Annotated in this window: 11 protein-coding genes; all 11 read right to left on the bottom strand. The window is 32.8% G+C overall.

Annotation, left to right across the window (positions count from 1 at the left end; translation table 11 throughout):
* Positions 1–344: 344 nt before the first annotated feature.
* The 11 genes from NST64_RS01370 to NST64_RS01320 all read right to left on the bottom strand — a co-directional run bounded on the left by NST64_RS01370 (position 345) and on the right by NST64_RS01320 (position 12,149).
* Positions 345–1,637 (bottom strand): anaerobic C4-dicarboxylate transporter family protein, encoded by a 1,293-nt coding sequence (locus tag NST64_RS01370; protein WP_002454790.1) that lies wholly within the window; start codon positions 1,635–1,637, stop codon positions 345–347.
* A gap of 165 nt (positions 1,638–1,802) precedes the next feature.
* Positions 1,803–2,045, bottom strand: a complete 243-nt coding sequence (locus NST64_RS01365; protein WP_002449304.1) for a hypothetical protein — start codon at positions 2,043–2,045, stop codon at positions 1,803–1,805.
* Positions 2,046–2,265: 220 nt separating this feature from the next.
* A complete protein-coding gene (locus tag NST64_RS01360; RefSeq protein WP_002488240.1) occupies positions 2,266–3,048 on the bottom strand; it encodes a CHAP domain-containing protein in 783 nt (260 codons plus the stop codon).
* A gap of 428 nt (positions 3,049–3,476) precedes the next feature.
* Positions 3,477–4,076 (bottom strand): adenylyl-sulfate kinase, encoded by a 600-nt coding sequence (gene cysC, locus NST64_RS01355; RefSeq protein WP_049419094.1) that lies wholly within the window; start codon positions 4,074–4,076, stop codon positions 3,477–3,479.
* 18 nt (positions 4,077–4,094) lie between these two features.
* The gene (gene sat / locus NST64_RS01350) at positions 4,095–5,273 is read right to left on the bottom strand and encodes a sulfate adenylyltransferase (protein WP_037555812.1); all 1,179 of its coding nucleotides are present in this window, start codon (positions 5,271–5,273) and stop codon (positions 4,095–4,097) included.
* A gap of 45 nt (positions 5,274–5,318) precedes the next feature.
* Positions 5,319–6,194, bottom strand: a complete 876-nt coding sequence (locus NST64_RS01345; RefSeq protein WP_002449439.1) for a sulfite exporter TauE/SafE family protein — start codon at positions 6,192–6,194, stop codon at positions 5,319–5,321.
* A gap of 21 nt (positions 6,195–6,215) precedes the next feature.
* Positions 6,216–6,827 carry an NAD(P)-binding protein gene (locus tag NST64_RS01340; RefSeq protein WP_019835186.1) on the bottom strand — a complete coding sequence of 204 codons (612 nt, stop codon included), beginning with the start codon at positions 6,825–6,827 and terminating at the stop codon, positions 6,216–6,218.
* A 33-nt stretch (positions 6,828–6,860) separates the two neighbouring features.
* The gene (cobA, locus tag NST64_RS01335) at positions 6,861–7,625 is read right to left on the bottom strand and encodes a uroporphyrinogen-III C-methyltransferase (RefSeq protein ID WP_019835187.1); all 765 of its coding nucleotides are present in this window, start codon (positions 7,623–7,625) and stop codon (positions 6,861–6,863) included.
* A 35-nt stretch (positions 7,626–7,660) separates the two neighbouring features.
* Positions 7,661–9,382: an assimilatory sulfite reductase (NADPH) hemoprotein subunit gene (gene cysI / locus NST64_RS01330; protein WP_049419096.1), complete on the bottom strand. Its 1,722-nt coding sequence runs from the start codon at positions 9,380–9,382 to the stop codon at positions 7,661–7,663.
* A gap of 18 nt (positions 9,383–9,400) precedes the next feature.
* Complete coding sequence (locus NST64_RS01325) at positions 9,401–11,254, bottom strand: assimilatory sulfite reductase (NADPH) flavoprotein subunit (RefSeq protein WP_049419098.1); 1,854 nt, start codon at positions 11,252–11,254, stop codon at positions 9,401–9,403.
* Positions 11,255–11,417: 163 nt separating this feature from the next.
* Entirely contained in the window at positions 11,418–12,149 is a 732-nt protein-coding gene (locus NST64_RS01320) for a phosphoadenylyl-sulfate reductase (protein WP_049419102.1), read from the bottom strand.
* Positions 12,150–12,505 lie beyond the last annotated feature (356 nt).

Below are 12,505 nucleotides of genomic sequence, written 5' to 3'. Positions count from 1 at the left end.
ATAAAAATGCAAATTACATTCATAAAATTATTTGAGCAAAACTGAATATTTATATATTTCATCCCATTTAAACTATCGAAAAATTAACTATATCAGTAGTGTTAAATTAAAAATAAACGTTTTAAACAAATCTTAAATTATAAATATTGAATTTTTATTCACTTTTAATGAATATATATTTTTTTGACATTTTCTGTTTTAAATTAAAAATAAGAGAAAAATGCAATTCATAATAGAATTCACATTCTTCTCTTCAATATTCAAAAAGGCACAAAAGGTCTTCTCAATCGATTAAATTTTCATGAAACTTTAAATCATTTATATGACTAATACCCTATTATAAACTAATATCCTAATATTATTTTTATTATAAAACCAACAATAACTGAAACACCTATTGCAAAGAATCCTGGAATAATAAAGCTTGTAGGTCGTGTACGTCCTGTTTCATCTAAATTAACTGCGAATAATAACGTTGGTTGCGCAGGTATAACAAAGTTAACATTTAATGTTTGTACCATTGCTACAAAATACATGGGTGGAATTCCCATACTCATGACGATAGGCACCATAATCGATGCTGTTGCTGTTTGTGAAATAACAATCATCGCTACTACAGCTACAAGAATAATCACAAGCCAGGGCATATGTTGAATCGTTTTGCCAACATCATTTTGTATGATATGTAAATTATGAGGTGCGTTAAATACTGTCGCACCTAACCAACCAGGTCCGAGTACTGCAAATAATGCACCAATAGCAGATTGTGTAATATTTGAAGAGAGAATATCACTCGTATTCACTTTTAACATCAATAAATTAATTGCTGCACTTAAATACATAAAGAATTGTACAATCTCTGTCATTGATACAGTGACATCTTTTCCATTGACATTAAACGAAGGCATGAATTGAGGAAAAATACCAAATGTAAGAATACCAAACACACATAAAATAAATGCTAAAACACCTATCTTTACTCTAGTAGAAAAAGCATGATTTACTTCAACGTCAGGTGTATGGGCAATTTCACTTTCAGTAATTGTATTTTTACGTCCTACAAACGTACAAAATATACTTAACATAAACATAGTGATTAATGATGTAGGTAAGACGATACTCAAATATTGACCCATTGAAATGTCATGACCTGCAAGTACTGAAATGACATAGGCTGTTGCGGATGCAGCTGGACTACAAAGTAAAGCCAAATTAGCAGTTAATACTGAAGCAATGAGTGGTCGCTTAGGTTGGATTTTAGCTTTTACTGCGGTTTGAGCAATAATAGGTTCTAGTGATAAAGCAATGTTTGCAGTCCCTACTCCAAATACGAAGACAAATACAATCATCGGTGCAATAAAAATAATTGATTTTGGAAACCGTTCAATGATTTTCGAAGCAAGATAGACAAGATAATCAATTCCGCCTGTAGCTTGTAACGTTCCTCCAGCTATACCAATTGCCAGAATAATTAGGACTGCTGTAACAGGGGCAGAACCAGGAGGAAGTTGAAAACCAAATATCATAATCAGTTGGGCCACAATAGCAAAAATACCACAGCCTAAAGCACCTGCTGTGCGCAATCCTAGCATAATGGCTACAATCATTATGATAATTTCTACTATAAACAGTAGCATTATAATAACTCCTAACTTTAAATAATTCATGTGAATTTTTTAACATATCTATTTTATCACTTTTATTTGTTAAAAGTATATAATTGCATAAAGTTAATTAATATAAATATTTTGATAAGAAAAAACCTTTAAAAATCAAACGGATTCTTAAAGGTTTATGAATATTTATTGTTTTTTATCATCTTCGTTGAGTGATGCACGACCTTCTTCATCATATGCTACGTCATCATCGGTATGGCCTTTTGCCATTTTAAGATTTTTCTCAATACGTGCTTCTTCTTCTTTTTTAGAACGACTTCTATAAAAGCGTTCCTCAAAAAGCGAACCCCAAATGAGACCAAATATGACGCCAATCGTAATTACCACAATTGCGATCACTAGGATCCATTGAAGTACTCCTAACGCCATTGTGAATCACCACCTTTATATTTGAACACTATAAGAACTAGTAGTTATATATTCCCTTTATAAAGCGATTTAAATCATATTAAATATAATTTTTAAAAATAAAAAAAGAGCAAGTTAAAATTCGTTTTGAATTCATATACTTGCTCTTTTAAACAACGTTATTGTTTTAATATCTTAGTCTTTATTTTACATTAATGTTTAAACCATTTATTTCCTTAAATTATGAAATGTAATTGTATGAACTTGCTTGACTTGCTGAAATTGTACGTGTAGATACTACACCTACGCCTTGATAGTTCATTTCAGATACTGTAACAGAACCATCACTATTTACATTTTCAACATATGCAACGTGACCATAACCACCTTGAGTTGTTTGCATCACAGCACCTGCTTTAGGTGTATTGTTTACAGTATAACCAGATTGCGCTGCTGCGTTAGCCCAGTTATTTGCATTACCCCAAGTGTTACCGATTGAACCACCAACTTTATCATATACATAATACGTACATTGACCCCAAGTATAGTAATTCGCACCTGAATTTGTTTTACCTGAAAATGCTTGAGTCGAAGCAGTTGATTGTGTTCTTGGTGCACTTTGAGTTGTAACTTTTACATTACTATTTGATGTTGATGCAGTGTTAGCGCCTAATCCACCTGTCGTATTATTAGTTGTATAAGATTGATTATTGTTAGTAGATGTTTGGTTATTGTTTGTTGTATATGAATAATTGCTATTGTAGTTATAGCTATTATTGTTGTAATTATTATAGTTAGATTGACTATGATTTGAGTCATTAGTGTGATTTAAACGATCAGGACTCCAATTACCTTTCCATGTGTAATGATAGTTACCTTGTTGATCAATTGTATAAGAGTAGCTATATGAAGTTGGGTCATTAGGGTTATATCCATTATTTTCCGCTGCATGTGCGTCATGATGCGCAAATCCAACTGTAGCGATTCCGGCTGTGGCGATAGTTACTGTAGCGATTTTTTTCATAATTAAATATCCTCCTAGAAATTTAAAACATTCTTCCTTTATTTATCACGTGGCTACTTTCAAATGACATCTCAATATTAAATTACTTCGAATTATTTTTTCTCGTTAATTAACGACAAGACATACTTTATCAGATAAACAAGCGTTTGTGGGCGTTGTTAATACCTTGTAATTGAATCATAATAATAGGATGGTTTTTGTAATTAAATCTCTCTTTTGTTACATCACTCAAAATGCTTTATTATCAGTCTTTTTATCAACTTAATCAACAGTGTCATTACAGATGGTGTAATATATCTGATTATTTTAAATATGTTTTATTTCATAAAATAAGGGAATATTAACTATTATTTTCAAGAATTTATAGCAAAAAAACGAGTGAGACAACATTCATTTTAAATTCGTTATCTCACTCGTTTGGTTATTCATTAAATATATTTGTGTTCTTTTAAGTAATTAAGAATATGTTCAACTGATTCATCTATACTTTGTGTTTCAGTATTAATAGTTATTTCAGGGTGTTTTGGCGCTTCATAAGGCGCACTAATTCCTGTAAATTCTTTAATTTCACCTGAACGTGCTTTTTCATATAAACTTTTAGGGTCTCGTTTCTCACATTCTTCTACACTACACTTCGTATATACTTCAATGAATTCTCCGTCTTCTAGAATATCACGTACTTCATCACGATCTTCTCTATATGGAGAAATAAATGCAGTAATTGCAATTGTTCCCGCATCTACAAGCAATTTACTTACTTCACCGATACGACGAATATTTTCTTTACGGTCTTCTGGACTAAAACCTAAATTTTTATTTAAACCGTGACGGACATTATCGCCATCTAATCGATATGAATGTTTACCTTTTTCAAATAGAGCCTTTTCAAGTACCACAGAGATTGTGGACTTACCAGAACCAGATAACCCTGTAAACCAAATGACAGCACTTTTATGACCATTTTGGTGTTGTCTATCTTCTTTAGTTACTTCTGAATCATGCCATGTAATATTTGTTGATTGACTCATTTTATATACTCCCCCAAATTACTTTTGTCTTAATCCTTTAATTAATACTTCTGCAACTTCAGGTCTTGAGAATTCTTTTGGTAATGATTCGCCATTACGTAATTTTTCTCTTACTTTTGTACCACTTAAATGTACATGGTCTGATGCATCATGTGGACACGTTTTAGCTGTAGCCATATTGCTACATTTTTTGCAGTAAAATGCATGTTCAAATTTTAAAATATGAATATCTAATTCATCTTCAAATTGAGAGATAAGTTCTTGTGCTTCATAAGTACCATAATAATCACCCACACCTGCGTGATCACGTCCAACAATAAAGTGTGTACAACCATAATTTTTACGAACTGTAGCATGTAAAATTGCTTCACGGGGACCTGCATAACGCATCGCTGCGGGATAGATAACTAAACGTGCTCTATCTTGTGGGAAGTAATTTTTCAAGATAGCTTGATAACTTTCCATACGTACATCTGCTGGGATATCATCCGCTTTAGTTTCACCAACTAAAGGATTTAATAATAAACCATCTACAATTTCTAATGCAGATTTTTGAATATATTCATGTGCGCGGTGGACAGGATTACGTGTTTGAAATCCGACTACTGTTTTCCACCCTAAGTCTTTGAACAATTGGCGTGTTTCAGCAGGATCTAAATGATAATCTGAAAATTCATCATGTTTAGGACGATTTACTAATTGAATAGGACCTGCTAAATAAACGTTCCCTTTTTCATATACTTTTTTGACACCTGGATGCGCTTCTTCAGTCGTACCGTAGACATTTTGAGCTTCTTTTTCTTTATCATACGTATATTTTTCTTCAAGTTTTAAAGTACCATAAAGTACTCCATCTTCACCATATAAAGCAATATCATCACCAATATTAAATTCATTCGCTTGTGTCTCAGTGACAGGTAAAGTGATAGGAATACTCCATACTAGTCCATTTTCAAGATGTGTATCTTCAACAACTTTTTTATAATCCGCTTCTCCCATAAATCCAGTAAGTGGACTAAAACCACCAATAGCGATTAATTCTAAATCTGAAATTGACCAAGGATTTAAAGTTAAGGATTTAAAAGCATTCGCTTTTTCAATTAATGCTTCTCTTTCCTTTCCTTCTACAACTCGATTAATTAACTCTCCACCATGTGGCTTAATTGTATAATTGATAATATCTTCATTTGTTGTCATTATTGATAACCTCTTTTCTAATTATTTTGATTAGTTTACTCGGCTTTATTTATAAGAAAAAGACAATTTTTTGTTACGAATAATAGTAATAATAACTAATACAATAATCGCACAAATAATTGCGAATCGAATAACATTTATCACTGTAGTGTCTTTGATGAAATACGTCATTAAAGCATTACTATTTGTAAAAATAATAAGGCCACCTACACAAATTGCTAAAATATTAATGGGTAATATTTTAGTTAAATAGGCTGAAATTGGTGCGGCAATCATACCGCCTATACTTAATGCAATGACAAACCACCAATTAATTTGAGTAAATCCTAAAAAGATAATAAAACTTAATGATGTTGAAAGTGTTACAAAAAATTCACTTGCAGACACTGTACCAATGGCATAGCGTGGTTGAATTTTATGGCTTGCAAGTAACAACGGTGTATTGACTGGTCCCCAGCCTCCACCACCAATAGCATCTAGAAAACCAGCAACGGCTCCTTGTGGAACAAGTTTCACACTACTAAGTGTTCCTACGTGTGTATGAAAGTCTTTGTGACGTTTAAATAAGAACTGATATAAAATATAAAAACCCATTGAAAGTAAGAATAGTGCTATATAAGGTTTAATATAGTCACCATGTATTTGAGTTAATAATGCTGCACCGATAAATCCACTGATCGATCCTGGTATTGCAAGTTTCAACATGGTTGGCTTATGTACATTTTCAAATTTCCAATGTGATGTACCAGATGCAGCAGTCGTTGCTATTTCTGAAAAATGTACCGTTGCTGAAACAATCGCAGGTGCTATTCCATATGTTAATAATATGGATGATGAGGAGGCACCGAATCCCATTCCGAGTGATCCATCAACAAGTTGTGCTAAAAATCCAGCTAATGCAAATATAAACAATTTTCTCATATATCACATATCCCTTCATACCTAAACTTGTAAATGAAGCCATCGTGTGAATTCTCGTTGCTTAACCTCATCTAAATACTCATCAGATAAAATGTGTTGTAATAAATCCTGTTTCCTAGATGGCTCGATTGATAATCGTTTAATTAGTTGTCTACTTTCATATAAAAAATCAATATACATTTCATATGATTCATCGTACATATCGCTTATTCTTGAAATAATCTTTTTATTCAATTTAGGACTTGCCCCATTGGTTGACACGCTAATAGAAAGTTTTCCACGTTTTAAAATACTTGGAATCGTAACATTTCCAACTTGGGCTTTCGAAGCATGATTACATAATGCATAATGAGGAACACTTTCTAACACCTTTGTATTGACGTCGTTATTATTTGTGGCAATCACTACAAGATCGGCATGTTCAACATCTTGTGGCTCAAATTCTTTTTGGCTCCAAGTGATCATTTCGTTATCTAATAGTTCTTTTAAAGTTGTTGAAATAATAGGACTAACAATATGAACATCATCACAATATTCGATTAAAGTTGAAGCTCGTTTCGTTGCAACTTTTCCGCCACCTACTATGACAATCGATTTCTGGCTTAAATCAATCATGAGCGGCATATGGTTCATATTGTCGTCCTCCTATATTAGATATTTTTCAAATTATGGTAATGTCATTTCAACATCTGATACTTGTTCTTTGAACCAGCTAATTTTTTGACGCATATTTACCACATCACCAATCACAATCATTGCAGGATTTTTGATTTCAGACGCACATTGTACAATGCTACCTAATGTTCCAGTGACTGTTTTTTGAGAAACTGTTGTCCCTAAATGTACTAGCGCTACAGGTGTATCTACTGACTTACCATGACGCACTAACAGTTCACAAATTTCAGGCAAACGTTTTACACCCATATAAATACACAATGTTTCAGGACCATGGGCTAAATGTTCCCAATATGCTTCTTTCGTCATACCTGGTTTATTCACAGCTGTAACAAACGCAACGGATGAACTATAATCTCTGTGAGTAACAGGAATTCCTGCATAAGCAGGAGCTGCAATTCCTGATGTAATCCCAGGAACAATTTCAAATGGAATTTGATTATCCGCTAATATTTCTGCTTCTTCGCCACCACGTCCAAAAACGAAAGGATCACCACCCTTTAATCGTGTAATGGTGTGCCCTTTTTTCGCTAAATTCACTAACATACGATTTGTTTCCTCTTGTGGCAATGAATGCTTATTTGGATCTTTACCACAATAGAAGAACTTTGTGTGAGGTTTTGCAAAATCTAAAATTTCCTTATTCACTAAGCGGTCATATAAAATCACATCTGACGCTTGAATCGCTTTCATACCTTTTACAGTTATTAAATCAGGATCACCAGGTCCTGCACCTACAAGATAAACCTTTCCCATCTTATCACCCCGTTCGCCTTCTATTTCTTTAAACATTAGCTGTGAAAATCTCTACCATCATGAACTTTAGCTACTACACCCGAACGAATAACGAAGTCTCCGAAATGTTCACCTTCGAGACGTGATTTTCCATAATCCATTAAAATTGGACGTAAGCTTTCGAGAATTTCTTTTTCATCGATGTTTTCTTTATATAGTTTATTTAAGCGATCACCGTTAAAGCTTCCACCTAAATACATATTATATTTGCCAGGTGCTTTACCAATAAATGCAATCTCAGCTAATGCAGGTCGTGCACATCCATTAGGACAACCTGTCATACGTATAGTAATCTCTTCTTCACTAACACCAGCTTCATCTAATAAATTTTCAATTTTAGATAATAGCGTTGGTAAATAACGTTCTGATTCAGCCATTGCTAAACCACAAGTTGGAAATGCTACACAAGCCATTGAATTACGTCTTAAACCACTATAATTTTTACCATCAGTTAAACCGTATTTATCAATAAGAGATTGAATATCTGCTTTTTTCTCTTCAGTTACATTAGCAATAATTAAATTTTGGTTTGGAGATAATCTAAAATCACCAGTATGTGTTTCTGCAATTTCTCTTAACGCCGTTTTTAACTTATAGTCTTCTGTATCTTTTACACGTCCATTTTGAATGAATAATGTATAATTCCATACACCTTTTTCACCTTCAATCCAACCTAAACGATCGCCATTATGTTCAAATTTAAATTCGCGAGCTTCACTGATTTCCCAGCCTAGACGTGTATTTAATTCTTTAACAATATTATCTACACCAAAACGATCTACTGTATATTTAAAACGTGCATTTTTACGATTTGAACGATTACCAAGATCACGTTGAATTGTAAGTAATGCTTCACATACATCTATGACTTTATCTTTAGGAATAAATCCAGCAATGCGTCCTACTTGAGGGTATGTATCTGGATTACCATGCGTCATACCCATGCCACCACCAATAGCCACATTAAATCCAACGAGTTCATCATTTTCTACAATTGCAATTAAACCAATATCTTGTGAAAATACATCAATATCGTTTGATGGTGGTACGGCAATACCAATTTTAAATTTACGTGGTAAATATTTTTCCCCGTACATTGGCTCTACTTCTTCTTTAGAATCAAGCACTTTCTCTCCATCTAACCAAATTTCATGATAGGCATTCGTTTTAGGTAATAAATGATCACTAATGGCTGTAGCATAATCAAGTATTTCTTTATTAATATTTGATTGATATGGATTTGGGTTACACATTGTATTACGATTGACATCCCCACATGCTGCAATCGTATCTAACACTGATTCATTAATTTTTTTCATAGATGATTTTAAATTTCGTTTTAAAATACCATGAAATTGGAAAGTTTGACGTGTTGTGAGTTTCAATGTATGATTCGCATAATTATTAGAAATATCATCCATTGCAATCCATTGCTCAGGTGTTGCTTTACCTCCAGGTAGTCGCACACGAATCATGAAAGCATATGCAGGTTCTAATTTTTGTTTACGACGTTCATCACGTACATCTCGGTCATCTTGTTGATAACTCCCATGAAACTTAAGTAATTTAGTATCGTCATCAGAAATGGCACCAGTTAAAGGATCTGCTAAGCCTTCTTCAATCGTACCGCGTAAATAATTACTTTCAGTTTTTAAATGTTCTAACGCATCAAGGTTTTCATTTAACTCATCAGCAATTTGTTTAATCGTTTTAGCCATTCACTCTCCACCCTTTCTTTAGTACACGTCACGTTGATAACGTTTATCTTTTTTCATTTGTTTTAAGTAGCTTTCAGCATCTTCTTCAGTTAAATTTTGTTCTTTCACTAATACATTGCGAATCGCTTGATGTACATCTTTAGCCATATTTTTTTCATCACCACAAATATAGATCGATGCACCTTTTTCTAGCCACTCATTAAATTCTTTACTATGTTCAGCAATGCGATGTTGTACATATACTTTTTGATCTGTATCACGTGAGAAAGCGACATTCATTTTTTCAAGAACACCATCTTTTAACCATTCTTGCCATTCTGTTTGATATAAGAAATCAGTAGTAAAGTGTTGATCGCCGAAGAATAACCACGTATTACCTTTATAACCATATTCTTCACGTTCTTGCATATGTGCTCTAAATGGTGCAATTCCTGTACCAGGTCCTATCATAATGACAGGTGTATCTCCATCTTTAGGGAATTTAAAGTTTGGATTACGTTTAAGATAAATTGGAACAGTATCTCCTGGTTGAATACGTTCAGCAAATTGAACAGAACATACACCTGAACGATCTCTACCGTGTGTGTTATATCTTACTGCACCAACCGTAATGTGAACTTCATCAGGTAATGATTGATAACTACTTGATATAGAATATTCTCTAGGAGGTAATTTTCTAAGGATTTGATATAAATCTTCAGGTTCTAATTCTTCAGGTGGGAAATCATTGAGTAAATCAATAAAATCTCTACCTTCAATATAATTTTGTATCCACTCACTATCTTGAACTTTGTCTTCTAACGCTTCATTATCAAAATATGCTGCTGCATTTTGAAGTAATGGTTTCGTTAATTTTGTAATTTCAAAGTAAGAGGATAATGCTTCTTCTAATGAAATCGTATCTCCATCTTCTGAGATTTGAATTTGATCGCCCGGATCCCATCCTAACGTACTCATCAGTAATTCAACTAAAGCTGGATCATTTTGTGGTAAAACGACTAAGCAATCTCCTACTTCATATTCTTCACCAAAGTTATCTAATAAGAATTCAATATGACGTGTTTCTTTATTAGATCCTCTACCATTTAAATTAATATTTTCTAATACTTCAGCTTGATATGGATTCGCCTTTGAGTATTTTTTTTCTTTTGCAGATTTGATTGATTCACTTACAACTTGTTCACTTTGTGTACCTTCAGGTGCTGAGTCAATAGTATTAATGACATTAGCCATCCACTTTTCGGCATCTTCTTCATAATCAACATCACAATCAACACGTTCATATAATCGTTCGGCCCCAAGTTCTTCAAGTTTTTTATCAAAATCTCTACCTGTTTGGCAGAAGAATTCATAGGTTTGATCACCTAATGCAAGTACTGAGAATCTTACACCCTCTAATTTAGGTGCTTTTCTACCATGAATAAATTCATGTAATTCGGCTGCATTATCCGGTGGATCTCCTTCACCTTGTGTGGAAGTAATAATAAATAAATCTTCGACATTTTTAAGATTTTTCGGTTTAAATTCATCCATTGCTTTTAACGTTACATTATGCCCAATGTTTGAAAGACGTTCTTCAAATATTTCTGCTAGACCTTGCGCATTTCCTGTTTCTGATCCATATAATAATGTAATCGCACGTTTTTCAGGTTGAATTGTTGGTTCATTTTGTTGAAGCATTGCTTCAGTATCCTGTGAAACAGCTCCTACTTGTGTACCTTGTGTTTCGGATGTTCCCGATGTAAGTTGTTGATTTGCAACTAAATAGCCACTTAACCATACTTTTTGTTCTGGTGTAAGTGTTTGTAATAATTCATTAATTTGTGTGGCTTGTCCTTCAGTAAAAGGACTATTGGTAACACTTAGATTCAATTCATCCACCTCTTATCATTTCAATCTTTATTTTATTTAAAATACTTACTATCTTTATATTATGTAATCTATATTCGACTTTCCAGTAAAAATCGAATATAGAATATTTTTAAATCCTTATCAGAATACTATGTTTTTGGTATAAAAAATTTTAAACCTTACATCACGGTTTATCTGCAACATGAAGTCCGCATTCTGTTTTTTCAAAACTTGACCAACGTCCTGCTCTGGAATCATCAGAATTGAATACTGGTGCTGTACAAGGGATACAACCAATACTTGGATAATGCTGATCATGAAGTTCATTATACGGTAAATCATGATCCTTAATATAATCCCAAACTTCGTCCTCCGTCCAATAAATTAAAGGACATACTTTAATCGATTTAAAACGTTCATCTTTATTAATAAAATTCGTTTTAGCACGAGTCGGAGATTGATCTCTTCGTAGTCCTGAAATCCAGGCAATCGCACCACCTAGTACCTCTTCTAAAGGTTTAATTTTACGAATATAACAACATTGATTTGGATTATTTTTCCATAATGCAGGATTGTATTTCTCAGCTTGTTCTTCAAGCGTTAATTCTGGTTTCTTCATTTCAATACGTAACTTAGGAAAACGTTCTTTTACTCTATCAATTAAATCGTATGTTTCTTGAAAATGTAAATCTGTATCTAAAAATACAATTTGAGCATCTGGTTTAATTTGATAAATCAAATGAATAAGTACCATGCTCTCTGCCCCAAAACTACATGAGTAAACGATATCTTCACCATACGTAGTATAAGCCCATTTTAAAATTTCATAGGCACCCTTTGTCGCGTCGTCAGTAGAAATGGAGTCAATAAATGGATCGCCATCAAAACTCTCATACGTTATCTTTGATACTGACATAAACCTATGGTCCCTCCTCAGTATTTACAAATTTATTAATCTAATACCTATCAGAATTGTCAGAATAATATGCTAATACTTTAACGAGTTTCATATAGAAAGTCAAGTGGAATTAAAATGTATTCTATTCCTATAAATTCACTCATAAGCCTTCTGAAAATTTTAAATATATTACTTTTAAAAATATACAAAATCAAAAATATTGTTGTTTAATCTTTATTTTATATAAAAAATATTAAAAAAATGTAATTTTTTAATGACACAACATTTTTTTATGTTATATTAAATTGTAATTAGTAATATATTCTTTGCTATTCATCGTAAGTTCTAGTTGTTTTTATTTTTTTACAATTTAT

It is taken from the genome of Staphylococcus sp. FSL W8-1268, from assembly GCF_038003965.1.
Classification (GTDB): domain Bacteria; phylum Bacillota; class Bacilli; order Staphylococcales; family Staphylococcaceae; genus Staphylococcus; species Staphylococcus hominis.
The sequence above is the reverse complement of the archived record's forward strand: the minus strand, read 5'-3'. Positions and strand labels throughout refer to the sequence as shown.